Here is a 24638-nt window from a genome sequence, read left to right as displayed (position 1 = left end):
GCCAACCGCTACATTCCCTTGACGCGTCGGCCGACGATCCGTTCCACTTCACGCTTCGCCGTCCGCTCGGCGATGTCGCGCCGCTTGTCGTGGGCCTGCTTGCCCTTGGCGAGCGCGAGTTCGACCTTCGCGTATCCGTCGGAGAAGTACATCGACAACGGAACCAGCGTCAGATTGCCGTCGCGCAGTTTGCCGATCAGACCGTCGATCTCCCGGCGGTGCATCAGCAGTTTGCGCTTACGGCGCGGCGGATGGTTGGTCCAGGTGCCGCTGCCGTACTCGGCGATGTGGACGGCATTGAGCCACACCTCGCCGTCGTCGACGGTGGCGAAGGCATCCACCAGCGAGGCCTTGCCCTCGCGCAACGCCTTGACCTCGGTCCCCTGCAGGACCATTCCGGCCTCGTACGTGTCGAGGATCGTGTAGTTGTGCCGAGCCTTGCGGTTCGTCGCGATCACCGACTTACCCTTCTCCCTGGGCACGGCAGACCTCCACATCTTCCCTATCAGCCAAGTCTTCTCTATCAGCCAAATCTTCTCTATCAGCACTGATTCTGTCGATCAGCGGCTGTCATTCACGAACATAGACGCGCAGCGTTCCGTACGCGGTGACGCCGGCGAGCACGATGCCCGACACCACCAGCCACGGCGAGACGAACCACACGTCCGCAGACGTGATGCGCGCCAAGATGTTCACACCGTAAAGGTCTTCGAGCGCTTTGTCGAAGAAGAATATCTTCGCCAGGAACAGGCCGCCGATCGCCAGTAGCGCGCCCACGACGGCAGCGATCACCGCCTCCAGGAGGAACGGCAACTGCGTGTACCACCGAGTGGCGCCGACCAGCCTCATGATCGACACCTCCGTGCGTCGTGTGTACGCCGCTATCTGCACCGTGTTGACGATCAGCAGGATCGCGGCCACAGCGAGCACCGCGGCGATCGCGAATGCCGCGTTGCGGGCGCCGTCGAGCACGCTGAAGATCCGTTTCACCAGTTCGCGTTGATCCAGGACGCCGTCGACGCCCTCGGCGCGCGAGAACTTGTCGAGCACCGCGCCGAACCGGTCCGGGTCGGCCATCCGGACGCGCAGCGCGCCCTGGTAGGCCTCCTTGCGAATGAAGTCCGCCAGCTCGGGCGACTCCTTCTCCCATGACTGCTTGGCGGTCTCGAAGGCCTGCTCCTGGCTGATGAACGTCACCGAGGCGACGCCCTGCTCGGACTCCAGGTCGCTGCGCAGCGTGGTGCACGGCGCTTCCAGGCAGTTGGGATCCTTCGCGGTGACCGCGTCGTTGATGAAGAACTGCATCTCGACGCGGTCGAGGAAGATCTTCTGGCTCTTGTCCGCCATCTGAATGACGAGGAGACCGCCGCCGAGCATGCCGAGGGTGATCGCCGTGGTGAGCACCATCGCGACGGTCATGGTGATGTTGCGGCGGAAGCCGTTGAGGACTTCGCCGAGAATGAAGTTCAGACGCATGAGGTGCTTTCAGCCGATTCCGTAGACGCCGTGCTCGTCGTTGCGCACGAGCTTCCCGTTGTCGAATTCCAAGACGCGTCGGCGCATGGCGTCGACGATGTGGCGGTCGTGCGTAGCCATGACCACCGTGGTGCCGCCGCGGTTCACTCGGTCGAGGACTTCGACGATCTCCTCGCTGGTGTCCGGGTCGAGGTTGCCGGTGGGCTCGTCGGCCAGCAGCAGCGCCGGGCGATTGACGACGGCGCGGGCGATCGCGACGCGCTGCATCTCGCCGCCGGACAACTCATGCGGCATGCGGTCGGCCTTGCCGGACAGCCCCACGTACTCCAGGGTCTGCGGAACGGCTTCGCGGATGGTCGACGCCGGTTTGCCGATCACCTCGAGCGCGAACGCCACGTTGTCGGCGACTGTCTTCTGCTGCAGCAGCCGGAAGTCCTGGAACACGCAGCCGATGGACTGCCGCAGTTTCGGGACGTCGCGATTACGCAGGGCGTTGACGTGGAAGGCACCCACGTGGACCTCGCCCTTCGTGGGCTTGTCCTCTTTCAGTAGCAGCCGGAAGAACGTCGACTTGCCCGAGCCCGAAGGCCCGATCAGGAAGGCGAACTCCTCCTTCTCGACTTCGAGGGACAGCTCGTCGAGCGCGGGTCGCGAAGACGCCGCATACTGCATCGTCACGTTCGTCAGCTTGATCACGACGACCCAGTGTACTGACGAGTCGGGGTCACGGTCGGTTGCTGGAGCCGGGTGTCTGGGTCTGTTCGATCGTCGTCTCCGCAGTCGGAATCCGCTGCTCGAACACATTCGGGGGAGTCGAGGACTGTGAGGGCTCTGTCGTCTCCACGCCGGTTTGCGGCGTTCCGGTGTCGGTCGACGTCGGCGTCTCGTCGGTGGTCTGTGGCTCTTCGGTCGTCGGTTCCTGATACGTGGTCGACGGCTGCCGGGTCTGTTGCACCTTGGTGACGGTGGTGTTCTCGTCCGGCGAGTAGTGCTGCGAGGTGAAGCTGTACAGGACCCAGAGGCCCAGGAAGGCGACGATCAGCACCACCGTCGTGGTCCGCACGCGCGTCTTGTAGATGTGCCGCATTCGGTGCGCCAGTGTGAGCAGCGCCGAACGCTCGGGAACCTCGGACTCCTGATCGTCGCGGGGTGTCGGCTCGGTATTCACGATTCACTCCGCTCAGACTGCTCGCCCACTGCTGCTTCGCCCACGGTGGTGCCGGTGTTCCGCGGCACGGCTTGGACGAAGATGCCGTGACGTGCGAGACCGTAGACCACGTCGCCGCGCAGGGCCCGACCGACCTCGAACTGCTGACCGGGAAGGGTCCGGGCCACCACCCGCACGGTCGCCGAGTCGAGTTCGAGACTGGTGATGCCCAACGGCGTGGGGGCGTCGAGCAGCAGTCGCTTCCACTTCGGGTTGTCGTAGAACGACTGCCCCACTTCCCGCAGCGCCGCGTTGACCTCGTTGATGTCGGCGTCGAGCGGGATCGGCACGTCGACGACGGCACGCGCCCAGTCCTTGGACAGGTTGGTGGCCTTGATCATCTGCCCGTTCGGGACGATGATCAGCTCGCCCTCACTGTTGCGCAGCCGCGTGACACGCAGGGTCACGTCTTCGACGGTGCCTTCGGCCTCCAGGCCGCCGGTCACCGACAGGTTCACCACGTCGCCGTACCCGTACTGGTGCTCAGCGATGATGAAAAAGCCGGCGAGCAGATCCTGGACCACGCGCTGAGCACCGAAACCGAGTGCGGCGCCGACCACCGCGGTGAGCCCGACCAGACTGCTGCGCGGAACCCACAGACTCAACAGGTGCAGCACGACGATCGCCGCGGTGAGGGCGATCAACGACCAGGTCACCACCTCGACCAGCGCACGCCGGTGCTTCATGTTCTCGGACTGAACGATCTCGTCGCTCGACTCGAACTGTCGCAGCACGCGCGTGCTGTACCGCGTCGCTCCCCATCGGAGCAGACGGGCCACCAGCATGCCGCCGATGACCCACATCAGGATGCTGACGAAGTCGACGGCGAGCCACGCCTCCACCGGCCGCAGGAACGACGGCAGCCCGAGGTCGTCGACCAGGTAGGTCACGTCCATCGCGGTGCGGTCACTGATCCTCGTCCATGCGCCAGCGGATGCCCGCCTCGATGAACTGATCCAGGTCGCCGTCGAGGACCGCCGACGGGTTGTTGCTCTCGACGTTGGTACGCAGGTCCTTGACCATCTGATACGGGTGCAGAACGTACGAGCGCATCTGGTTTCCCCAGCTCGCGCCGGTATCGCTCTTGAGCGCATCCATCTGCGCGCGCTCCTCGATCCGCTTGCGTTCCAGCAGTTTGGCCTGCAGCACGCGCATCGCGGAGACCTTGTTCTGCAGCTGACTCTTCTCGTTCTGACAGGTCACGACGATGCCGGTCGGGACGTGCGTCAGCCGGACCGCCGAGTCGGTGGTGTTGACCGACTGTCCGCCCGGACCGGACGAGCGGTACACGTCCACCTTGAGGTCGTTCTCATCGATGTCGATGTGGTCGGTGGTCTCGACGACCGGCAGCACCTCCACCTCGGCGAACGAGGTCTGGCGGCGTCCCTGGTTGTCGAACGGGCTGATCCGCACCAGGCGGTGGGTGCCCTGCTCCACCGAGAGAGTGCCGTACATATAGGGCGCCTTGACCGCGAACGTCGCGGACTTGAGGCCCGCCTCTTCCGCGTACGAGGTGTCGTAGATCTCCACCTTGTGGTCGTGGTGCTCGGCCCAGCGGACGTACATGCGCATCAGCATCTGCGCCCAGTCGGCGGCGTCCACACCGCCCGCTCCGGACCGGATGTTGACGAGCGCTTCGCGCTGGTCGTATTCGCCCGCGAGCATCGTCTTGACTTCCATCGCCTCGATGTCGCGACGGAGCTCCTCGCGCTCGGCGTCCGCATCGGCGGCGGCGGAGACCGCGGCGTCGCCCTCCTCGGCCTCGACGAGCTCGTACAGCACCGGCAGGTCGTCGAGCCGCGAACGCAACGCCGTCACGCGGCGCAGCTCGGACTGCGCGTGCGACAACTCCGAGGTCACCTGCTGCGCGTGATCCTGGTCGTTCCACAGGTCGGGGTCGGACGCCTGCATCTCGAGCTCGTCGATCCGACGACGGAGCTCGTCGAGGTCCATCACCTTCTCCACGGTCGTCAGAGTGGCGTCGAGCGATTCGAGGTCGGCGGAAACTTCAGGCTGCACGGAATACGAGGTTACCCGAGGGCGCCGAACCGCCAGGACGACTCCACCTTGCCGGGCCGGTAGACGACCGGGAGATCAGTGCCGACGCCGGGCGAGGGTTCCGTCGCACCGAGGACCAGATGACCGTAGACGTCGGTCGGCGCGGTCTGCGGACCGAGGATGGTGCCGGAGACAGTGCAGTAGCGTCGCCCGTCCTTGTCGGCCGCGCCCTCGGCGCCCACGCCCGTGACGGTCAGCGTGCCGTCGACGAAACCCGAGGCCGCGTCGATGCTGCCGAATCCGCGACCGCCACCGCGCCGCATCAGGATCGCGACGATGGACGTCACTACGAGCAGGACGAACACCACGGTGATCCAGACAGGCATGGCAGGAGTCTACCTGGCGAATATCTTCCCCATCCTTGGACTTTCGACGTCACCGCCGCCGGGCGGTAACCTCGTGGTTCGTGGCTACTGACTCCGACGCCGGACGCGGCACCGATCTGCAACTGGCCCTCGCTCTGGCCGACGCCGCCGACCGCCTCACGACCAGCCGCTTCGGAGCGGTGGACCTGGTCGTCGACTCGAAACCCGACCTCACCCCGGTGTCCGACGCCGACCTCGCGTGCGAGCGACTGCTGCGCTCCACGATCGCGCAGGCGCATCCCGACGACGCCGTGCTCGGCGAGGAGTTCGGCGGCGACCCGGTCCTGACGGGCAGACAGTGGGTGATCGATCCGATCGACGGCACCAAGAACTTCGTCCGCGGCGTGCCGGTCTGGGCCACGCTGATCGCGCTGTTGGAGGACGGCGTCCCGGTCGTCGGTGTGGTGAGCGCACCCGCGCTCGACCGCCGCTGGTGGGCCGCCGACGGGATGGGCGCCTTCGCCTCGCATCGCGGCGCCGACGTCCGACCGATCACGGTGTCGAAGGTCGACGAACTCGGTTCGGCGTCCTTGGCCTTCTCCAGTCTGTCCGGCTGGGCCGACCGCGGCATCCGGGACCAGTTCATCGGCCTGACCGACGACGTGTGGCGCGTCCGGGGATACGGTGACTTCTACAACTACTGCCTGGTGGCCGAAGGCGCCGTCGACATCGCCGCCGAACCGGAGGTCTCGCTGTGGGATCTCGCCGCCCTCGACATCGTGGTTCGCGAGGCGGGCGGGCAGTTCACCGGACTCGACGGAGCGGCCGGTCCCGGTCGCGGCAGTGCCGTCGCGACCAACGGGCTCCTGCACCGCGACGTCCTGAACGCGCTGCAACCCTGACCGACCGCGACAACCCTGACGGCCCAACGACGTCAGGCACGATTCGCGACGCCTGACACACCCCGCGAGTAGTGTCCGTTTCGGGTACGACCACCGGGTCGTCGACTCAGATGCGGAGAAGTCAATGAGCAATGAAGTGAAGATGATCGTCCTGTCGACGGACAACCTCGACGAGTCGATCGAGTTCTACAGCGGGACGCTCGGCATGGCGTTGAAGTTCCGCGACGGAGCCCATTTCGCCGCCCTCGACGGCGGGAATATCACCGTGGCCCTCGCCACGTCCGTCGACCACCCGATCCACGGCCAGGTGGTCGTCGGAGTCAAGACGGACGACGTCGACGCCGCGGCGAAAGCCGTGGAGGCGAGCGGTGGCGGCATCGTCACGCAGGCCTACAACGACGCGCACGAGCGCCGCGCCGTCGTCTACGACAACAAGGGCAACGGCCTGGTCTTCTACAGTCCGCTCCCGAAGTAGAAGTAGGCGCCTACAACTCCGTCGCGACTCCCTCCTGAAGGACCGTGAACGACGTCCCCTCGGGCTTCATCTCGTCGAGCCGCGCATTGTGGATGGCGCGCCCGGACGGGGATTGGATGGCCTGATGGATGGGGAACGCGACGCGGGGCGCCACTGACCGCAGATAGTCGACGGGTTCACTGAGTTTGAGCCACGGCGCCGCCGCCGGAATCGCCAAGACGTCGATGCGCTCGAACGGAATGTAGAGACTGTCGCCGGGATGCATGAACGCACCGACGCGGTCGGCGGTGTCGACGACGTACGAGATGTTGTCGACCACGGGCAGGTCCGGGTGGATCACCGCGTGTCGGCCGCCGGTCCCGCGGACGGTCAGCGTCCCGATCGTCACCTTCTCGCCCGGCCCCATCACCGCCCACGTGCCCGCATCACCGCGGTCGGCGAGTTGCGCCGCCGTCTGCGGATCGGCGTAGCGGACCGCGTCGGGGTTGGCGGCGACCAGCGCGGGCAGCGTCGCCGGATCGGCGTGATCGGCATGCTGATGAGTGATCAGGACGGCGTCGAGGCCGGTCAGCGATTCGAAGCCGGACGACAGATTTCCCGGGTCGAAGAGGATCCGAGAGCCGTCGTGCTCGATCAGTACGCACGAGTGTCCGAAGTGTGTGATGCGCATGTCTTCACGTTAGTTGAGCCACATGCGTGACAACGTTCTTACCGAGGAGTAAGGTTCATTCTTACTACGGAGTAAGAACTCCTCCGATCCCTTCCGCTTCGAGAATCTGGTGAGGACATGACCACGAACACCGAACCCCGCGACACCTCTTCCATCGGCGCACAGCCGCACAAGCGAAGCGCGATCGGCACCGCGATGCGCCTGCTGACCACTATCACCGGCTCGGACATCGCCGAGAAGTACAACCTACGCGAGCCGATCAACCGCGTCGCCTACGAAGCCACCAAGACCGGTTTCAAGACGCTCGGCGCTGCGAACCGCGCCTTCTCGCAGGTCGCTGGAAGCGGCACGCCGCAGCGACCGGCGACCGCGTCGAAGGGCTACTTCAACCTGAACCCCGACGAGGAGCAGGAGATGATCGCGGAGACCGTCCGCGACTTCTCCACCGAGATCCTGCGCCCCGCCGCGTACGACGCCGACCACGCCGCGTCGACGCCCGAGGACATCCGGAAACGCTCCGCCGAACTCGGGATCACCATGATCAATGTGCCGGAGGCCTTCGACGGCGCCGCCTCCGAACGCGGCGTCGTCACCAACGCGCTGGTCGCTGAAGCGATGGCCTACGGCGACATGGGCTTGGCCCTGCCACTGTTGGCGCCGAGCGGCGTCGCCACCACGCTCACCAATTTCGGCAGCGACAGTCAGCAGCGCACCTACCTCCCCGACTACGCCGGCGAGAACGTTCCCACCTCGTCGGTCGTCATCGCCGAGCCCCGTCCGCTGTTCGACGCCTTCAACCTGCAGACCAAGGCCACGCGCGTGCCGAGCGGATACCGTCTCACCGGCGTGAAGTCGTTCGTCCCCGCCGCAGGCAGCTCCGAACTGTTCATCGTCGGCGCCCAGCTCGACGGCCGCCCCGCACTGTTCATCGTCGAGTCCGACACCCGTGGCCTCGTCGTCGAGGCCGACCCGGGCATGGGGCTGCGCGCGGCGGGTATGGGCCGCCTACTGCTCGAGAACGTCTCGGTCCCTGCGTCGGCGCTGCTCGGCGAGGTGGACGGCGACGGCGCGGGCGGGCTGAACGACGACGCCGCGGCCGCCTACCGCGACGTGGTTCGCCTGTCGCGTCTGGGCTGGTCGGCGCTCGCCGCGGGCACCGGCAAGGCGATGCTCGACTACGTGATCCCCTATGTGAACGAACGTGAGGCGTTCGGCGAGCCGATCTCGAACCGCCAGGCCGTCGCGTTCATGGTCGCCAACATGGCGACCGAGCTCGACGGACTGCGGCTGGTGACCTTGCGCGGCGCCTCGCGTGCCGAGCAGGGCCTCTCGTTCGCTCGCGAAGCCGCCCTGGCTCGCAAACTGACCATCGACAAGGGCTTGCAGATCGGCCTCGACGGCGTGCAACTGCTCGGCGGACACGGGTTCACCAAGGAGCATCCGGTGGAGCGGTGGTACCGCGATCTGCGCGGTGCGGGCATCGGCGAAGGCATCGTCGTCCTCTAAGGGGAGACGACGAGTTTCAGGAGAAGCACCATGGCTATCAATCTCGAACTGCCCAAGAAGCTGCACACGACGATCGATCAGGCGCGCGACGCCGCACTGGAGATCTTCCGTCCCATCTCGCGCAAGTACGACCTCGCCGAACACGAGTACCCGGTCGAGCTCGACACTCTCGCCTACCTCTACAACGGCCTCGCTGCCGCGGGGCAGGCCGGCGCGGGCGCCGCCGGCGGTCGTGGCGACGCCAACAAGGACCGCCCCGAGGGCTACAACGCCAACGGCGGCAACATGCAGTCGGTCCTCAACGCGATGTGGGCGTCGTACGGCGACGTCGGCCTCATGCTGTCGATCCCGTACCAGGGACTCGGCAACGCCGCGATCGCCGCCGTCGCCACCGACGAGCAGCTCGAGGCGATGGGCGGTGAGGTGTGGGCGTCCATGGCGATCACCGAGCCGAGTTTCGGCTCCGACTCGGCGGCCGTCACCACGACCGCGACACGCGACGGCGACGAGTACGTGATCAACGGCGAGAAGATCTTCGTGACCGCCGGGTCGCGTGCCAGCCACATCGTGGTGTGGGCCTCGGTGGACCGCAGCCTCGGCCGCGCGGCCATCAAGAGCTTCGTGGTCCCGCGTGAGCACCCGGGCGTGACGATCGTCCGTCTGGAGCACAAGCTCGGCATCAAGGCGTCCGACACCGCGGTCATCCGCTTCGAGGACTGCCGCATTCCGGCGACGTTCCTACTCGGCTCGCCGGAGGTCGACGTCCAGAAGGGCTTCGGCGGCGTGATGCAGACCTTCGACAACACGCGTCCGATGGTGGCCGCCATGGCCGTCGGCGTCACGCGTGCAGCGTTGGAGGAGTTGCGCACACTGCTCGAGAGCGCCGGATTGGAGATCGATTACGATCGACCTGCTGCAGACCAGCCCGCCGCCGTCGCCGAGTTCATCCGCATGGAATCGGATTACGAAGCCGCGTATCTGCTCGCGATCCGCGCGGCGTGGATGGCCGACAACAAGATGCCGAACTCGCTCGAGGCCTCGATGTCGAAGGCGAAGGCGGGCCGGACCGGCACCGACGTCACCAACAAGGCCGTCGAGCTGGCGTCGTCGTACGGCTACTCCGAGCGGTCGTTGCTCGAGAAGTGGGCTCGTGACTCCAAGATCCTCGACATCTTCGAGGGCACGCAGCAGATTCAGCAGCTGATCATCGCCCGCCGCGTGCTCGGCAAGAGCAGCGCCGAATTGAAGTAGGCGCCGGGCGATAGCCTGGATGTGTGACTGAACCGAGGACGTATCGAGGCCGATCGGTGCAGGACCGTCGTCGTGACCGACGGCGACGGTTCTGCGAATCCGGCATCGAGCTCTTCGGCACGCGCGGATATGCGGCGACGTCGGTCGCTGCGGTCTGCAAGCATGCGGCACTCTCGTCGCGGCAGTTCTACGAGGAGTTCGAGGATCGCGAGCACCTGCTGCGCACGATCTACGACGAGGCCGAGGACGCCGCGTCCGCCGCGGTGGTTCAGGCCGTGGGCGAGGCGTTCCCGGTCGCGTCGAGCATCGACACCGTGCTGGAGGCGGGTATCGCGGCCTTCGTCGATCGCTTCAGCACCGATCCGCGCCTCACTCGGATCTGCTTCGTCGAAGCCGTCGGAGTGAGTCCCGCGTTCGAGAGGCATCGTGCGCAGCGACGGGTGCGGTGGGGCGAGTCGCTGGCCGGGATCGCGAGCGCGGGCATCGAGCGGGGGCTGATCTCCGCGGGCAGCGATCCCCTGTTGTGGACCGGGTTCATCGGGGCGGTGAACGCGGTGATCGTCGAACAGGTGAATTCCGACGTCCTGACGGCCAACGACACCCTGCGCGTGATGCGCGCACTCCTGCGGCACGGCGTCCTCGGCTGAGCCGACAGTCGCATTCATCGCACAAGCGACTCGAAACCTCCCTAAACTGGGCGAATGGCCCCCTCCCAGCGGTTGTGGCGCGCGCTGCTCGCCTGTGCCGCGATCGCACTCGGCGTTCTGCTCCTCCTCCGTCCCTTCGATTCGGTGCCGTGGGCGGCCGCGGCATTGGCGTTCGGCTTGATCATCGGCGGCGCCGCTGAACTGTTCGACGACGACGTCCGCGCCAGTCGTGCGCGCCTGGCCGTCGCAATCGTGATGCCGATCGTCGGCGTCGCGCTCCTGGTGTGGCGCGGTCTGTCGATCTTCGGGATCGCCGTCGCAGCCGCGGTGGCGCTCGTCGCGTGGGCGATCGGCCGCTGGGCGCACGCGGCGCAGCGTGGCCGCGGGTGGGTCGCGGACACCCTCCTCGGCATCGGCGCGGTCGCGGCCGCCGTACTCGCCGTCTCGTGGCCGGGGGTGAGTGTGTTCCTGGTGATGAGTGCGCTCGGCATCGCACTGATCTGGCGCGGTGTCGGATTCGGGCTGGCCCTGTTCCGCAGCCCCGACCGAGCCCCGCGTACGCACCTGACGCTGCGGACGATCGGAGCCGTCCTCGCCGTCGTCGTCACCATCCCGCTCGTCGTCGCCACCTTCGCGATGCGCGGCACCGCTCCCGAACCCGGCGACTTCTACGCTGCCGATCTGCCGCCCGACGCCGCACCGGGCACGCTGGTGAAGTTCGAACCCACCACCGAGGGTGTGCCCGACCACGCGCGGGCGTGGAAGATCCTCTACACCACGATCCGCGACGACCGCCCCGCCTTGGCCAGCGGCGTCGTCCTGGCTCCCACGGCGCCCGCCGCCGCTCCCCGTCCGGTGATCGCGTGGGCGCACGGCACCAGCGGCATCGCCGAGAACTGTGCGCCGTCGATGAACTCCACTCCCTTCGCACACATTCCGGGTTTGACCCAGGTGGTGGCCAACGGGTGGGTGCTGGTCGCGACCGACTACGTCGGCATGGGCACTCCCGGGCCGTCGCCGTATGTGATCGGCGACGGCGAAGCCCGCTCCGTGCTGGACTCGATTCGCGCCGCGCGGCGCCTTCCCGGCATCGAGATGGGGACGCAGACCGTGGTGTGGGGTCATTCTCAGGGCGGGCACGCCGCCCTGTGGACCGAATTGCTCGCACCGTCGTACGCGCCGGACACCGGCGTGATCGCGACCGCCGCTCTGGCTCCGGCCTCCGATCTGAGCGCCCTCGCCACCAGCCTCGAGACGATGCCCGCTGGAGCGCTGCTCGCGGCGTACGTCCTGGACGCGTACGTCGCGGCGTACCCCGACGTGCACTACGACGAGTACGTGAAACTCCAGGCGCGACTGCCGATCCGCGGCATCGCCGCGCGCTGTCTGTGGTCGCGCGCCGTCCCGGTCTCGCTCACCGAGGCGCTGATCCTCGGGACCGATTTCTATCGGCAGGATCCGACGGCCGGGCCGCTCGGCGAACGACTCGCCCAGAACACGCCGACCGACCGCCTCCCGGTCCCCACGTTCATCGCCCAGGGGCTCGCCGACGACGTCATCGCACCGTCGTCCCAGGACGCCTACGCCGCTCGGCAATGCGGCACCGGCAGCACCCTGGACTATCAGACATATCCGGGGCTCGGTCACATGACGCTGATCGACGACGACTCCCCGGCGGTGTCCACGCTGCTGTCGTGGACCACGGCCCGGTTCGCAGGTGGGGCGCCCACCCAGACCTGCACGGGCTGAGGGTCCTCCGATCAGCCGACGGTCCGGCATGTCGACCGGCATCCATCCGGCGAACATCTAAAATCGGCGAATGTCGCCATTCCGCCTCAGTCGCGCAATTCTCGCGGCGGGCGCAGTCGTCGTGGGTGCGGTCCTGATCCTTCGCCCGTTCGCCACGCCCACCTCGCTCGCCGTGACGCTCGGCGTCGGTCTCGCCCTCGTGGGCCTCGGCGAGATCCTGCGAGCACAAGAGCATTCCAGTCGTGTCGCGAGCATTGCGGGCTGCCTGATCCTCGCCGCCGCGATGATCACCGCGGCATGGCCAGGCCTGCCGCTGCCATCGGTCGGCATCGTCGTCGCCGCAGGCCTGGCGGTGTTCGGCATCGCCCGCATCGTCGACGCCGTCCGCGCGAGCGGCGCCGGCCGCGTCGCCGATCTGCTCGTCGGCGTCGCGGGAGTGAGCCTGGCGGTGATCGCCGCGGCCGATCCCGACCTCAGTCTGTTCACCGTGTGCCTGCTGCTCGGCGCGACGCTGGTCTGGTCCGGTGTCGCCGGACTGTTCTATGCGATCGGTCGACGGGCCGGAGTCGACCGCCCGCGGGCGCCGCGCATCGTCGGCGGCGTGATCGCGGTGGTCATCAGCGTCCCGCTGGCGGTCTTCGCGGTCGAGGCGTATCCGACCGCCCCGACCCCGGACGCCTTCTACCAGGCGTCCGCCGACGGCGAGCCCGGCACGCTGCTGCGCGTCGAACCGCACACCGCGGGCGTCCCCGCTGGGGCACGCGCCTGGCGAATCCTCTACACCACGGAGAACGAGGCGGGCCGCCCCGCCGTGGCCGGCGGCCTGGTGGTGGCGGCCGCACAGCAGTCGACGACACCCGTCCCGGTGATCGCCTGGGCGCATGCGACGACCGGGGTGGCGCAAGGCTGCGCGCCCTCCCTGATGCGCGATCCGTTCGGCGCGGACAGCATGCCCGCGCTGTCCCGCGCGCTGGCCGCCGGATGGGCGGTCGTCGCCCCCGACTACATCGGCCTCGGCACCGCGGGGCCGCACCCGTATCTGATCGGCCGCAGCGAAGCGCGATCCGTGCTCGACGCCGTGCGCGCGGCCCGGTCCGTCGACCAACTCAACCTCTCGCATCAGACGGTCCTCTGGGGTCGATCGCAGGGCGGACACGCCGCACTGTGGGCCGACGTCGTCGGAGCGCAGTACGCGCCGGACGTTCCGCTGGCCGGGGTCGCTGCCGCGGCGCCGACCGCCGACCTGCGTGCACTGGCCGAGACGCTCGACTCGTCGTCGGGCGATCCGACGATGGGCGCCTATCTCCTCGACGCCTACACGTCCGTGTACTCCGACGTCCACGCCGACGACTACGTCCGACTGCAGGCTCGGCTGCCGATGCAGCGACTGGCCCACCGGTGCCGTGCCGACACCGGCCACGGGTACGGCCTGATCCGTGCGCTGGCCGTGGGGACCGACCCGTTCCAGACCGCGCTGAACAGCGGCGCTCTGGGACGACGACTGTCGGAGAACACCCCGATCGGCGCCACGGCGACGCCGCTGCTGGTGATGCAGGGCGACGACGACCGCGTGGCCGTCCCCGCCGCCCAGACCGGTTATGTGGAACGCCGTCGCGCCCTGGGCGCCAACGTGGAGTACCGCACGTACCCGGGGCGCGACCACGACTCGCTGCTCGCCGACGGCTCCCCCGCCGTCGACGAACTCCTCACCTGGACCCGCGATCGATTGAGCTGATCGCGAGTCCGGGCGGCTCCGGGTCAGTGGCCGAGTTGTTCCACCAGCGCTTCCAACACCGCCATGTCCTCGATCGTCGAGGGCACCGAGTACTCCTCGCCATCGACGATCTGCCGCATCGTCTTGCGGAGGATCTTGCCCGACCGCGTCTTCGGCAGCGCCTCGACGACGGTCACGTCGCGGAAGGTCGCCACGGCGCCGATCGCCTCGCGCACCATCGCCACCAGGTCGGCGCGGAGCTGATCCTCCTCGATCTGCGCACCCGACTTCAACACCACGTAGCCGCTGGGCCGCTGTCCCTTGAGGTCGTCGTGGATCCCGACGACGGCGCATTCGGCGACGTCCGGGTGGGCCGCGACCACCGCCTCGATGCTGCCGGTGGACAGTCGGTGGCCCGCCACGTTGATCACATCGTCGGAGCGCCCCAGGATGAAGACGTAGCCGTCGCCGTCGATGTAGCCCGAGTCGCCGGTCAGGTAGAAGCCGGGGAACGCGTTCAGGTACGACGACCGGAAGCGCTCCTCGTCCTGCCAGAGACCTGCGAGCGTGCCGGGCGGCATCGGCAGCCGGACGACGATGTTGCCTTCGGCGTCGGCGCCCAACCGGGTGCCCTCGGCGTCGACCACCTGCACGTCGTAGCCGGGAACGGGCACGGTCGCGGTACCGGGCTTGAGCGGCATCGGCTCGAGGCCTCGGAGGTTGGCGACGATCGCCCATCCGGTCTCGGTCTGCCACCAGTGGTCGACCACCGGCACGCCGAGCTTCTCGCCCGCCCAGGCGAAGGTGTCGGGGTCCAGTCGCTCGCCTGCGGCGAACAGGGTGGAGAAACTCGACATGTCGTACTTGGCGAGTTCCGCGGCGTCCGGGTCCGCCTTGCGGATGGCGCGGATGGCGGTCGGCGCCGTGAACAGCGCTGACGCCCCGTGCTCGGAGATGACCCGCCAGAAGGCGCCGGCGTCGGGGGTGCCGACCGGTTTGCCCTCGTACATGATCGTCGTCGCACCGAGCAGCAGCGGTCCGTAGACGATGTACGAGTGGCCCACAACCCAGCCCACATCGGACGCCGTCCACCAGACGTCGTCGGGGTCGACGCCGTAGACGTTCCGCATGGACCACACCAGCGCGACCGCGTGCCCGCCGTTGTCGCGGACCACGCCCTTCGGCTTTCCAGTGGTGCCGGAGGTGTAGAGGATGTACAGCGGATCGGTCGCGGCGACCGGCACCGGGCCCACGGGCTCTGCTGCGGCGATCTGTCGGTCCCAGTCCAGCCACCCGTAGTCGGCGGCCGAGCCAGGCACCTGCGCGCGGTCCTTGACGATCACGGTCTCGGGGGCCGACGCCGCCAGGGCGAGAGCGTCGCGGACCATCGGCAGATACTCCACCGTGCGGCCCGGTTCCAGACCGCCCGACGCGGTGACGACCGCGACCGGCTGCGCGTCGTCGATCCGGGTGGCGAGTTCGGGCGCCGCGAATCCGCCGAACACCACCGAGTGCACCGCGCCGATGCGTGCACACGCGAGCATCGCGATCGCGGCCTCGGGGATCATCGGCATGTAGATGATGACGCGATCCCCCTTCGTCACCCCCTGCGCGGTGAGCACTCCGGCGAATCGCGCCACCTCGTCGAGCAGTTGCGCATAGGTGTAGGTCCGCTTCTCGTCGGCCATCGCCGAGTCCCAGATCAGGGCCGCGCGGTCGCCCCGTCCGGCGGCCACGTGGCGATCGAGGGCGTTGGCCGAGGTATTGAGCGAGGCGTCGGGGAACCATCGGTAGATCGGAGCCGCGGAGTCGTCGAGCGCACGGGTCGGCGGGGTGATCCAGTCGATCGCCTCGGCGGCTTGGAGCCAGAAACCGTCGGGATCAGCGATGCTGCGTGCGAACACGTCTGCGTAGGTGGCCATACCGGTAACGCTAGCGACGAGAGGGGTGACGGACGCCACTTTTCGCACGTGGCTCCGCTCACAATTCGCATATTTTTGATCACGGAAAGATAACGGCAAGATTAACACTCTCACCTGCAAATTCTCTGTGAATTACACGCTTGCAAGAGTCGGCACAGTGTGTCGGCGGCCACTTTTCCCGGCGTGACCTTTGGTTTTAGGACCCGTAGTGTCGCTCCAGTCCACGAACGCAGTCCCGGATACGAGGGTCTGCGCCCAAGGAGGAAACAGCTTTATGAGCATCAAGAAGCTCGCCACCCGCGCCGCCATCGTCGGTGCACTGTCCATCGCCCCGCTGAGCATCGCTGCCGGCGTCGCCTCGGCCGACACCGGCCACAACTGGGACGCTGTCGCACAGTGCGAGAGCGGCGGCAACTGGGCCATCAACACCGGCAACGGCTACTACGGCGGTCTGCAGTTCTCGCAGTCCACCTGGGAGGCCAACGGCGGTACCGGAATCGCTTCCAACGCCACCCGCGAAGAGCAGATCCGCGTCGCCGAGAACGTGCTCGTGACCCAGGGTCCCGGCGCGTGGCCGGTCTGCGGCGCGTACCTGTAATACGCCCCGCTTCCCGTCCGGGAATCGTGCTTCGAGTGAGGCCGGTCGCTGACTCAGCGACCGGCCTCACTCGCATTCGGCGACCCCGTGACCCGAATCCGTCTTAGTGTCGACAGGTAACGACTAAGGAAGCGGAGTCACATGTCGACCCTTTCGTTCACCAGCCTCGGTGCGGCGGGCACGGTCACCGGGTCCAAACATCTGCTGGAACGCGACGGCCGCACGATCCTCGTCGACTGCGGACTGTTCCAAGGCATCAAGAATCTCCGCGAGGCCAACTGGCGGCCGTTGCCGATCGACCCGGCGGCGCTCGACGCCGTGGTCCTCACGCACGCTCATCTCGATCACACCGGGTACCTGCCGCGGTTGATCCGTGACGGCTTCCGCGGCCCGATCTACGCCACCCCGGCGACGCGCGACGTCGCCGAGATCATTCTCCGCGACTCCGCTCATCTTCAGGAACGCGAAGCCGCCCTCGCCAACAAGCGTCGATCGTCGCGCCACGATCCCGCACGACCGCTCTACGACGTGGTCGATGTGGAACAGACGCTCGACCAGTTTCGCACCAGTCGTACCGGCAAATGGTTCTCACCGACGCACGGCGCTCGCGCGCTGTACCGCGGCGCAGGCCACATCCTCGGCGCGGCCACGGTCGAGATCGACTGGGACGGGACCACCGTCGCCTTCACCGGCGATCTGGGCCGCTACGACGACCCGTTGATGTACGACCCCGAGCCGATCCCCCGCGCCGACTATCTGATCTCCGAATCGACCTACGGCGATCGGGTGCGCGAGCACGCCGACCCGGCGGCCGAACTGCTCCGCATCATCACCAGCACCGTCGAGCGAGGCGGCACCGTCGTCATCCCCGCGTTCGCCGTCGGCCGCACTCAGGCGATTCTGTATCACCTCTGGACGTTGAAGCGCGACGGACTGCTCCCCGACGTCCCGATCTACGTCGACAGCCCCATGGCGATCAACGCCGGCGAACTCATGCGCGCCCACCCTGCCGCGCATCGGCTCGACGCGGCGCGCACCGACGAGATGTTCGCGGTTGCGGAGTACGTGCGAGAAGCCGAGGCGTCCAAGGCCGTGTCGGCCGATCGGCGACCCAAGATCGTGCTGTCGGCCAGCGGAATGGCGACCGGGGGACGGATCCTGCACCACTTGGCGGCCTTCGCGCCCGGCGCCCAGAACACCATCGTGTTGGTCGGCTATCAGGCCGTCGGGACGCGCGGCCGCTCCCTGGGCGACGGCGCCCGTCACCTCAAACTGTTCGGCGAGTGGGTCCCGGTCCAGGCGCGGGTGGAGAACTTGCACATGCTGTCCGCTCACGCCGACGCCGACGAGTTGATCCGCTGGATGCAGGGCTTCCAGGAGGCGCCGCGCCGCGTCTTCCTGGTGCACGGCGAGCCGAATGCGGCGGAATCGCTGCGGCACCGGATCGACCACGACCTCGGATGGCGCGCGGTGATCCCGACACAGAACCAGACGTTCGACCTGAGCTGAGCGTCGGCTCAACCCCAGCTTCCGGCTTGTTCGACGACGAACCCGGCGATGATCACCGCGCTGCCACCCACTTCGCCGACGATGAGCGCGACCATCGCCGCCGTCAACGCGCCCGTCGCCGGGTGGAACTGATTGGTGGTGTCGCGGAGCGCTCCGTGCAGACAGTACGAGGCGATGGCTCCGACGAAGAAGGCGACCACGATCCCCACCGCGATCACGTTCACCGCCGTCGACCACGCGCTGAACTGAACGAAGGCGGCCAGCAACGCCGTCGCAAACGAGTACATCAGGGCGGCCCGGTGGGCGATGTCGACGTAGACGTGCGCCTGCCCGTTCTCGCTGCGCATGATCTGCGCGTACTTCCACACCCCGAGCAGCAGCGCCCAGAGGAAGATGATGCCCGCCGCGATCAGTGCGACCTGGGCGGCCACGGTGAGGTTCATGACTCAACTCTGACATAGTCCCGTGTCCGATCACGCTCGGGGCCGTCGCGCGATCACCGGTTCCAGCGGCGAGCGAGTCGCCACCCACTCCCCGGCGATCGGATGCACCCACGTCGCGAGTTCGACGGCCGCACGCAGATCGGCAGACAGATCTCGGCGATGGATCGGCTCGTGATGCGCGACCCGATTCCGCACGATCGTCAGCGCGGCCAGTCGTCGTTCCACGGCCCGCCGCCGTTCCCGGACGTCGCGATAGCCGTGCGGAAAGGCCTTGCCGAGCGCGGGCACCCACAGCGAGGTCAAGTAGCGCTGGGCAGCCAGGTACCGCCAGAAGCCGAGCCCGAGCTCCGCGACCACGTGGTCATGGAATTGCGCCGACACCCCGCGCACCTCCACTGCCTTCTGTGCTCGGTCGAGGTCGTCGAGTCCCCGCGATTCCAGCGGGATCGTCTCCAACCAGGAGTCCTCGCCACGCCGATCCGCCCACAGCGTGAGCTGTGTGTCCATCGCATTGCGCACCACCACCTCGACCATCGCCACCGTCGCCAGCACAGCCGCCGAGACGACGGTGTTCCAGTCGTACAGCCGCAGTGCCGCGGGGAGGTCGCCGCGAGTCGCTGCCAGATACGACCGCAGCCGCGTGACAGTCAGCAGGCTGCCCAGCACCGCCGAGTCGCTGTTCGTTGACATCGCTCGTCACCCCCGTATCCTTGGTCGAGGAAGACCCCGGAACGATCCCTGGCGCACGCCACATCGCCGGGGTTTCGCCGTTCAGTTGGTGCCGCCCCTGTTCTGCACCGCCTCCTCGATCCGTGCTGCCGCCCAAGGTAGCCCACGCCTACGACAGTGACGTCCTTCACTTCCGCGCGGTCGTGGCGCAGCATAGAGACATGACTGGACCGGAGATCGACCTCGACATGCTGGCAGACGCGATGCACGACCAGAACGAGGTGTCGTACTTCAGCCCGAAGACATTCAAGGTCTACCCGGAGTTCCTGCTGGACGACGCGTCGGGGAGTCTGGAACAGTTCGGCGAGGACGCGGACGCCCACGACCATCTGCTCCTCGTCGACACCGTGCCGGGATCCACCTCCCACATCGACATGGAGCGCTTCGCCCTCTTGGTCCCCGATGAGGATGTCCGTGACCGGATGGAGAGCGCGATGTCCGGCCGCGGCGGCTTCCGCCGATTCCGCGACCTCGTCGACGAGGGTCCCCCGGAGCTCGCACCGCTCTGGCGCCGCTTCGAAACGTGCCGTCGCCACCGCCGCGCCGCGGAGTGGTTGCGCGATGTCGACGCGATCGACGACACGACCGCCGACGCCCTCGTCGCGCAGTGCGATGCGGAGTACGACGCCGTCGACGCGGAGTTGGCCGCTCGTCAGAACGCCGACCTGGCTACGGTGATCGCGCTCGAACGCGAACTGTCGACGCCCGCGGTCCGTTCCGATCGCGTTCGCCTGGCGGAGCTCGTCCACGAGGACTTCGTCGAGATCAACGCCGGCGGAGTGATTCGTGACCGCGCCAAGACCATCACGGCCATCCTGAACGACGACGTGCGGTCAGAACCCAGGATCATGCACGAGGAGGTCGCGACCCGACTCGCCGACGATCTGATCGAGATCCGGTGGCGATCCGAGCGGGCGGGACAGAGCTCGATGCGCACGTCCCTGTGGCGACGCGGCCCGAACGGCTGGCAGAACCTGCGTCACCAGGGCACACCGATCAAGTAGCGCGCCCGCTGATCGAGTGCCACCCGCATCCCAACACGGGCCGACAGCGACTCCTCCACGCTGATCGAGTGCCACCCCGGACCGACAGCGGCTCCTCCCCACGCTGATCGAGTGCCACCTGCGAGCGCAGCGAGCAAGTGGTAATCGAGATCACGGCGACTGACGCTGGGCGCCAACCGATTTCGTGTCCTGCGTTCCAGCGGTACGCACGTGGTCTCGATAACCGCATGCTCGCTCCGCTCGCAGGCGGAACTCGACCGACTTGAAAGGCACGCGCCGCTCGCACGCGGCGATCAACCACGCTGAGGGCACCCCTCCCCGGAGATCAAACAGCTAGCTGCTCGACTCCGTGTGCTGCTGCCGGGTCGCGGCCCAGGTTCCGAGCAGTCGGAGTCCGTCGGCCGTCGGCGTGTCGGGGTCCGCGGTGTAGACGTTCAGGCGCAGCTCGGCGTCGGACGAGAGCTCCATGGCCTCGAAGTTGAGGTCGAGTTCGCCGACGGCCGGATGGCGGAGGCGTTTGCGGCCGCTGCGGTGGAACTTGACGTTGTTGGCCGCCCAGTTCTTTCGGAACAGTTCGCTCCGAGTCGACAGTTCGCCCACCAGCGCGTGCAGTTCGGCGTCGCGAGGATTGCGGCCGGCCTCGAGACGCAGCATGGCCGCAGCGTCTTGAGCCATGCGGTCGTACTCGATGAAGTAGTCCTGCGCCGCCGGATCGAGGTACATGAACCGGGTGGTGTTGGCCGGGTGCCGCTCACTGACTCTGGCGACCTGCGATTCGAGGATCGGTGAGTACAACGCTGCGGCAAGAGGATTCGTCGCAAGAATGTCGTGGCGAGCATTGCGGATCCACGCCGGTCCGCCGGTGATGGCGTCCAGGACCTGCTGGACGGCGGGACGTACTGCCGTCGCCGACGGGCGGACACGACGAGACGGAGGACCGGCCGCCCGGGCGAGGGCGAACAGGTGCTCACGCTCGGCGTCGTCGAGTTGCAGCGCGTCGGCGACACCGTCGAGCACCGCCTCGGACGCGCCTGCCAGATTGCCGCGTTCCATCCGCACGTAGTAGTCGACAGACACGCCGGCCAGCAGCGCGACCTCCTCGCGGCGCAGTCCTTTGACTCGCCGGTTGCTGCCGCCGTAGGCGGGAAGGCCTGCCTTCTCCGGTGTGATCCGCTCGCGGCGGGACAGGAGGAAGGCGCGCACCTGCGCTCGGTGGTCCGACTTGCGCTCGTCCCTGTTCACGATCTCCACGATAAGACCCGGCGTGGTGGGCAGGGAGGTACTGGCATTACCCGGAAGAGCAGACACTGCCGCCCGGGCTCGGGCCGGAGTGTTCTGGAGAAGTCCCACACGGATCCAGAAGGCGAGGACATGTCCACAACCCGATCTGCGACACAACGACCGACCCAGTTCGGCACCGCACCCGACCCGGACACCGTGACGTCGCGTCACCAGACGGCGATCCTAGCGATCGTCTGCATCAGCTACTTCATGGTGATCCTCGACAACTCCATCATCTTCACCGGGCTGCCCAGCATCCAGGCCGCGATGGACCTCTCGCCGACCGGATTGACCTGGGTGCAAGACGCCTACACCCTGGTGTTCGGCGGTCTGCTGCTGATCAGCGCTCGGGCCGGTGACATCGTCGGCCGACGCCGGATGTTCATGATCGGTCTGGTGCTGTTCGGCGCGGCGTCGTTCCTGGTGGGCATCGCGCCGTTCTCGTGGTGGTTGATCGCCGCCCGCGCGGTCCAGGGCATCGGTGCGGCCATCCTCGCGACGTCCTCCTTGGCGCTGCTCACCGCATCGTTCGCCGACGGCAGAGAGCGGGCGCGTGCGGTCGCCGCGTACGGCGCCGTCGCAGGCATCGGAGCCAGTGCCGGACTGGTCGTCGGCGGCGTCCTGGCCGACCTCATCTCCTGGCGAGCGGGCTTCCTCCTCAACGTGCCGATCGGCATCGTCATGCTGCTGGCGAGTCGTCGCTATCTCGTCGGGCGGGAACTGACCGAGCGTGGTCGGTTCGACGTACCGGGCGCGATCCTCGCCACCCTCGGCATGACAGGTCTGGTCTATGCGGTCATCGAGTCGGCCGAATCGAGCTGGACGAGCCCGACCACCATCGTGCCGCTGCTCGTCGGCGTCGTTCTACTGGCGGCTTTCGTCGTCAACGAGTCGCGCGTCGCGCAACCGATCATGCCGCTGCGGCTGTTCGCCGACCGTCGACGCACCGGCGCCTATCTGGTCCGGATGCTCTACCTCGGCGCGATGATCGGCTTCTTCTTCTTCACCACCCAGTATCTGCAGGACGCTCTCGGCTTCAGCCCCTTGCAGGCCGGGTTCGCGTTCCTGCCGATGAGCGGCGTCAACTTCATGGTCGCGGTGTTGGTGAACCGTGTCATCGGCCGGTTCGGGACCACCGCGACGCTCATCGCAGGCGTGGCGTTCACGCTGGTCGGGATGGCGTGGTTGAGCCAGATCACCGCGTCGAGCAGTTATGTGGGCGCGGTCGCGCTGCCCATGGTGCTCATCGGGATCGGGCAGGGTCTGGCCTTTGCGCCGATGACCTCGGCAGGCATCGCTGGAGTGGCAGCCGGAGACGCCGGGGCGGCCTCGGGCGTCATCAACACGTTCCACCAGCTCGGCAGCGCGCTGGGTCTGAGCGTGGTCACCGCCGTCGGCGTCGCGGTCACCCCGAGCGGTGCGTCCGGTGCCACCGCCGTCGTCGCCCGCGCCGGTGGCGCTCTCGCCGCAGGCAGCGGCCTGCTGGTCCTCGCCTTGATCCTGGTGGTCGTGCTGATCGCGCGGCGACCAGCGGCCTGAGCACCTCCTTCGTGGGGAAGACATGCCGGACGGTCCCCCAGACGCAGCCCGCATGGTTGAATTCAGTCACCGACTGACTTGCTGTGGTGGGGGTTGATCATGAGCGCTACTGATGTGGTGGTGGTCGGAGCAGGCCTTGCCGGTCTCAGTGCGGCGCGACGATTGGCGGACGAGGGCGATCGGTCACCGTGCTGGAGGCCCGAGACCGCGTCGGCGGCCGGACGCAGGGCGGGGTGCTCGAAGGCGCACCCGTGGAGCTCGGTGGCACCTGGATCGGTGAGGGGCACAGCGAGATGTACGCGCTGGTCGCTGAGCTCGGGTTAGAGACGTTCCCCACCTGGAACGACGCGGGCTCACTGCTCCTCGATCTGGGCGGCAAACAGTCCTCGCTCGCCAGTACCAAGGGCGCCACTCCCCGACTCAACCCGATCGCGATGGCAGATCTGGCTCAGGGCGTGGCCCGTTTCGAGAAGCTGGCGCGCAGTATCGATCCGGCGCGGCCGTGGGCGCACCCGAAGGCGACGGTGCTCGACGGGCAGACGTACGAGTCGTGGGTGCGACGCAACCTGCGCACACCGACGGGGCGAAGCTACTTCCGCGTGCTGGCGGAGGCCGTCTACGCAGACGACGGCGCCGACATGTCGTTGCTGCACACGCTGTTCTACACCGCCAGCAACGGCGATCTCGAGACCTTGGCCTCGACCGACCGCGGGGCGCAGAAGGATCGCGTGGTCGGCGGTTCGGTAATGGTGGCGGGGCGATTGGCCGCGGGGCTCGACGTGCACTTCGACTCCCCTGTTCACACCGTCAGTCAGGACGAGGATCGGGTCGTCGCGACGACACGCGACGGCCGAGCGTTCCAGGCGAGTCACGTCATCATCGCGATTCCTCCGACGCTGGCCGGCCGGCTCACCTACCAACCGATCCTGCCCGCGTGGCGGGACCAGCTGACGCAGCGCATGCCGGCAGGCACTGTTATCAAGTGCTTCGCGGCCTACCCCACCCCGTTCTGGCGCGACGCGGGGTGGAACGGACAGGCGGTCTCGGACCGTGGGCCGGTCAAGGTGACCTTCGACGTCTCGCCGCCCGACGCCGAGATCGGACTCCTGCTCGGGTTCGTCGAAGGCAGTGAGGCCCGCCGTTGGCAGCGATGGGACGAGACGCAACGGCGTCGCGCGGTTCTCGACTGCTTCGAGCGCTACTTCGGTCCGTCGGCGGCCCACCCCACGTCCTATCTGGAGAAGGACTGGAGTGCCGAGGAATTCACACGAGGCTGTTATGGAGCACACTTCACGCCCGGCGTCTGGACCAGCTACGGCGATGTGCTGCGTGAACCGGTCGGACGCATCCACTGGGCCGGCGCCGAGTACGCCGTCGAATGGAACGGATACATGGAAGGGGCGATCCGTTCGGGTCGCGTGACCGCTGATGAGACGTTGCGGGTGCTGCCGTGACCACCTCGGATACGACGTTGACCCGACACGACGCAAGAAGACCCGCACCGTGAGGTGCGGGTCTTCTTGTTTAGTAGCGGGGGCAGGATTCGAACCTACGACCTCTGGGTTATGAGCCCAGCGAGCTACCGAGCTGCTCCACCCCGCGTTGCACCGATAACGTTACACAGCGGTGAACCCGCGTGCAAATCGCAGGAGC

General features: G+C 67.6%; 24 protein-coding genes, 1 tRNA gene and 1 pseudogene. 13 read left to right on the top strand and 13 right to left on the bottom strand.

Annotation, left to right across the window (positions count from 1 at the left end; genetic code table 11):
• Nucleotides 1-8: 8 nt before the first annotated feature.
• From smpB to GH2_RS00430, 7 genes are all read right to left on the bottom strand, one after another.
• Nucleotides 9-482 carry an SsrA-binding protein SmpB gene (gene smpB / locus GH2_RS00460; protein WP_062393608.1) on the bottom strand — a complete coding sequence of 158 codons (474 nt, stop codon included), beginning with the start codon at nt 480-482 and terminating at the stop codon, nt 9-11.
• Nucleotides 483-570: 88 nt separating this feature from the next.
• On the bottom strand, nt 571-1476 hold the full coding sequence (ftsX, locus tag GH2_RS00455) for a permease-like cell division protein FtsX (protein ID WP_066161664.1): 906 nt from the start codon (nt 1474-1476) through the stop codon (nt 571-573).
• A gap of 9 nt (nt 1477-1485) precedes the next feature.
• Nucleotides 1486-2172, bottom strand: coding sequence for a cell division ATP-binding protein FtsE (gene ftsE, locus GH2_RS00450; RefSeq protein WP_066161662.1), 687 nt, complete (start codon nt 2170-2172; stop codon nt 1486-1488).
• Between the two features lie 28 nt (nt 2173-2200).
• Nucleotides 2201-2644 carry an Rv3103c transmembrane domain-containing protein gene (locus GH2_RS00445; protein ID WP_066161660.1) on the bottom strand — a complete coding sequence of 148 codons (444 nt, stop codon included), beginning with the start codon at nt 2642-2644 and terminating at the stop codon, nt 2201-2203.
• On the bottom strand, nt 2641-3579 hold the full coding sequence (locus GH2_RS00440) for a mechanosensitive ion channel family protein (protein WP_084247214.1): 939 nt from the start codon (nt 3577-3579) through the stop codon (nt 2641-2643). Before GH2_RS00440 ends, GH2_RS00445 begins: the two co-directional genes overlap by 4 nt.
• 10 nt (nt 3580-3589) lie before the next feature.
• Nucleotides 3590-4702, bottom strand: a complete 1113-nt coding sequence (gene prfB / locus GH2_RS00435; protein WP_066161658.1) for a peptide chain release factor 2 — start codon at nt 4700-4702, stop codon at nt 3590-3592.
• 11 nt (nt 4703-4713) lie between these two features.
• A complete protein-coding gene (locus GH2_RS00430; protein WP_066161656.1) occupies nt 4714-5067 on the bottom strand; it encodes a hypothetical protein in 354 nt (117 codons plus the stop codon).
• 80 nt (nt 5068-5147) lie between these two features.
• Here GH2_RS00430 and hisN point away from each other — a divergent pair, with 80 nt between their 5' ends.
• A complete protein-coding gene (gene hisN / locus GH2_RS00425; protein WP_066161654.1) occupies nt 5148-5948 on the top strand; it encodes a histidinol-phosphatase in 801 nt (266 codons plus the stop codon).
• 124 nt (nt 5949-6072) lie between these two features.
• Nucleotides 6073-6423, top strand: a complete 351-nt coding sequence (locus tag GH2_RS00420) for a VOC family protein (protein WP_066161652.1) — start codon at nt 6073-6075, stop codon at nt 6421-6423.
• A gap of 10 nt (nt 6424-6433) precedes the next feature.
• Here the strand turns inward: GH2_RS00420 and GH2_RS00415 are convergent, their stop codons facing one another.
• Complete coding sequence (locus GH2_RS00415) at nt 6434-7093, bottom strand: MBL fold metallo-hydrolase (RefSeq protein WP_066161651.1); 660 nt, start codon at nt 7091-7093, stop codon at nt 6434-6436.
• A 117-nt stretch (nt 7094-7210) separates the two neighbouring features.
• Between GH2_RS00415 and GH2_RS00410 the strand changes: the two genes are divergently transcribed.
• The 5 genes from GH2_RS00410 to GH2_RS00390 all read left to right on the top strand — a co-directional run bounded on the left by GH2_RS00410 (nt 7211) and on the right by GH2_RS00390 (nt 13981).
• Nucleotides 7211-8599 (top strand): acyl-CoA dehydrogenase family protein, encoded by a 1389-nt coding sequence (locus GH2_RS00410; protein ID WP_066161649.1) that lies wholly within the window; start codon nt 7211-7213, stop codon nt 8597-8599.
• Between the two features lie 30 nt (nt 8600-8629).
• Nucleotides 8630-9850 carry an acyl-CoA dehydrogenase family protein gene (locus tag GH2_RS00405; RefSeq protein WP_066161647.1) on the top strand — a complete coding sequence of 407 codons (1221 nt, stop codon included), beginning with the start codon at nt 8630-8632 and terminating at the stop codon, nt 9848-9850.
• 23 nt (nt 9851-9873) lie between these two features.
• Nucleotides 9874-10497, top strand: a complete 624-nt coding sequence (locus tag GH2_RS00400) for a TetR/AcrR family transcriptional regulator (RefSeq protein WP_066161645.1) — start codon at nt 9874-9876, stop codon at nt 10495-10497.
• 54 nt (nt 10498-10551) lie between these two features.
• Nucleotides 10552-12246, top strand: a complete 1695-nt coding sequence (locus tag GH2_RS00395) for a lipase family protein (protein ID WP_066161643.1) — start codon at nt 10552-10554, stop codon at nt 12244-12246.
• A 70-nt stretch (nt 12247-12316) separates the two neighbouring features.
• On the top strand, nt 12317-13981 hold the full coding sequence (locus GH2_RS00390) for a lipase family protein (protein WP_066161641.1): 1665 nt from the start codon (nt 12317-12319) through the stop codon (nt 13979-13981).
• 23 nt (nt 13982-14004) lie between these two features.
• Here GH2_RS00390 and GH2_RS00385 read toward each other — a convergent pair whose 3' ends face one another.
• Nucleotides 14005-15882, bottom strand: a complete 1878-nt coding sequence (locus GH2_RS00385; RefSeq protein ID WP_066161639.1) for a propionyl-CoA synthetase — start codon at nt 15880-15882, stop codon at nt 14005-14007.
• Nucleotides 15883-16156: 274 nt separating this feature from the next.
• Between GH2_RS00385 and GH2_RS00380 the strand changes: the two genes are divergently transcribed.
• A complete protein-coding gene (locus GH2_RS00380) occupies nt 16157-16480 on the top strand; it encodes a transglycosylase family protein (protein WP_066161636.1) in 324 nt (107 codons plus the stop codon).
• Between the two features lie 141 nt (nt 16481-16621).
• The gene (locus tag GH2_RS00375; protein ID WP_066161634.1) at nt 16622-17989 is read left to right on the top strand and encodes an MBL fold metallo-hydrolase RNA specificity domain-containing protein; all 1368 of its coding nucleotides are present in this window, start codon (nt 16622-16624) and stop codon (nt 17987-17989) included.
• A gap of 8 nt (nt 17990-17997) precedes the next feature.
• On the opposite strand, the gene GH2_RS00370 is transcribed toward GH2_RS00375, so the two are convergent.
• Complete coding sequence (locus GH2_RS00370) at nt 17998-18432, bottom strand: hypothetical protein (protein ID WP_066161633.1); 435 nt, start codon at nt 18430-18432, stop codon at nt 17998-18000.
• Between the two features lie 30 nt (nt 18433-18462).
• Nucleotides 18463-19122, bottom strand: coding sequence for a hypothetical protein (locus GH2_RS00365; RefSeq protein ID WP_066161631.1), 660 nt, complete (start codon nt 19120-19122; stop codon nt 18463-18465).
• A gap of 200 nt (nt 19123-19322) precedes the next feature.
• Between GH2_RS00365 and GH2_RS00360 the strand changes: the two genes are divergently transcribed.
• A complete protein-coding gene (locus GH2_RS00360) occupies nt 19323-20165 on the top strand; it encodes a nuclear transport factor 2 family protein (protein ID WP_157085948.1) in 843 nt (280 codons plus the stop codon).
• Between the two features lie 333 nt (nt 20166-20498).
• On the opposite strand, the gene GH2_RS00355 is transcribed toward GH2_RS00360, so the two are convergent.
• Entirely contained in the window at nt 20499-21407 is a 909-nt protein-coding gene (locus tag GH2_RS00355; protein WP_066161627.1) for a helix-turn-helix transcriptional regulator, read from the bottom strand.
• A gap of 129 nt (nt 21408-21536) precedes the next feature.
• Between GH2_RS00355 and GH2_RS00350 the strand changes: the two genes are divergently transcribed.
• The 3 genes and pseudogenes from GH2_RS00350 to GH2_RS00345 all read left to right on the top strand — a co-directional run bounded on the left by GH2_RS00350 (nt 21537) and on the right by GH2_RS00345 (nt 24439).
• Nucleotides 21537-22985 (top strand): MFS transporter, encoded by a 1449-nt coding sequence (locus GH2_RS00350; protein ID WP_084247213.1) that lies wholly within the window; start codon nt 21537-21539, stop codon nt 22983-22985.
• A 99-nt stretch (nt 22986-23084) separates the two neighbouring features.
• Nucleotides 23085-23135, top strand: a pseudogene (locus tag GH2_RS22160) (hypothetical protein); the annotation flags it as partial.
• Between the two features lie 38 nt (nt 23136-23173).
• Nucleotides 23174-24439, top strand: a complete 1266-nt coding sequence (locus tag GH2_RS00345; protein ID WP_244885282.1) for a flavin monoamine oxidase family protein — start codon at nt 23174-23176, stop codon at nt 24437-24439.
• 74 nt (nt 24440-24513) lie between these two features.
• Here GH2_RS00345 and GH2_RS00340 read toward each other — a convergent pair.
• Nucleotides 24514-24587 (bottom strand) — tRNA-Met (locus tag GH2_RS00340).
• Between the last annotated feature and the right edge of the window lie 51 nt (nt 24588-24638).

Source organism: Gordonia hydrophobica NBRC 16057 (genome assembly GCF_001592365.1).
Lineage (GTDB): Bacteria > Actinomycetota > Actinomycetes > Mycobacteriales > Mycobacteriaceae > Gordonia > Gordonia hydrophobica.
This window is presented reverse-complemented; position numbering and strand designations above follow the sequence as displayed.

Bases quoted from the DNA above. Each gene is read 5' to 3' on its own strand.
- GH2_RS00405 (WP_066161647.1), top strand. From the start codon at position 8,630: ATGGCTATCAATCTCGAACTGCCCAAGAAGCTGCACACGACGATCGAT.
- GH2_RS00360 (WP_157085948.1), top strand. From the start codon at position 19,323: ATGACTGGACCGGAGATCGACCTCGACATGCTGGCAGACGCGATGCAC.
- GH2_RS00420 (WP_066161652.1), top strand. From the start codon at position 6,073: ATGAGCAATGAAGTGAAGATGATCGTCCTGTCGACGGACAACCTCGAC.
- GH2_RS00375 (WP_066161634.1), top strand. From the start codon at position 16,622: ATGTCGACCCTTTCGTTCACCAGCCTCGGTGCGGCGGGCACGGTCACC.
- GH2_RS00370 (WP_066161633.1), bottom strand. From the start codon at position 18,432: ATGAACCTCACCGTGGCCGCCCAGGTCGCACTGATCGCGGCGGGCATC.
- GH2_RS00395 (WP_066161643.1), top strand. From the start codon at position 10,552: ATGGCCCCCTCCCAGCGGTTGTGGCGCGCGCTGCTCGCCTGTGCCGCG.
- GH2_RS00410 (WP_066161649.1), top strand. From the start codon at position 7,211: ATGACCACGAACACCGAACCCCGCGACACCTCTTCCATCGGCGCACAG.
- GH2_RS00385 (WP_066161639.1), bottom strand. From the start codon at position 15,882: ATGGCCACCTACGCAGACGTGTTCGCACGCAGCATCGCTGATCCCGAC.
- GH2_RS00350 (WP_084247213.1), top strand. From the start codon at position 21,537: ATGTCCACAACCCGATCTGCGACACAACGACCGACCCAGTTCGGCACC.
- GH2_RS00440 (WP_084247214.1), bottom strand. From the start codon at position 3,579: ATGGACGTGACCTACCTGGTCGACGACCTCGGGCTGCCGTCGTTCCTG.
- GH2_RS00390 (WP_066161641.1), top strand. From the start codon at position 12,317: ATGTCGCCATTCCGCCTCAGTCGCGCAATTCTCGCGGCGGGCGCAGTC.
- GH2_RS00415 (WP_066161651.1), bottom strand. From the start codon at position 7,093: ATGCGCATCACACACTTCGGACACTCGTGCGTACTGATCGAGCACGAC.
- ftsX (WP_066161664.1), bottom strand. From the start codon at position 1,476: ATGCGTCTGAACTTCATTCTCGGCGAAGTCCTCAACGGCTTCCGCCGC.
- GH2_RS00380 (WP_066161636.1), top strand. From the start codon at position 16,157: ATGAGCATCAAGAAGCTCGCCACCCGCGCCGCCATCGTCGGTGCACTG.
- GH2_RS00430 (WP_066161656.1), bottom strand. From the start codon at position 5,067: ATGCCTGTCTGGATCACCGTGGTGTTCGTCCTGCTCGTAGTGACGTCC.
- GH2_RS00365 (WP_066161631.1), bottom strand. From the start codon at position 19,122: ATGTCAACGAACAGCGACTCGGCGGTGCTGGGCAGCCTGCTGACTGTC.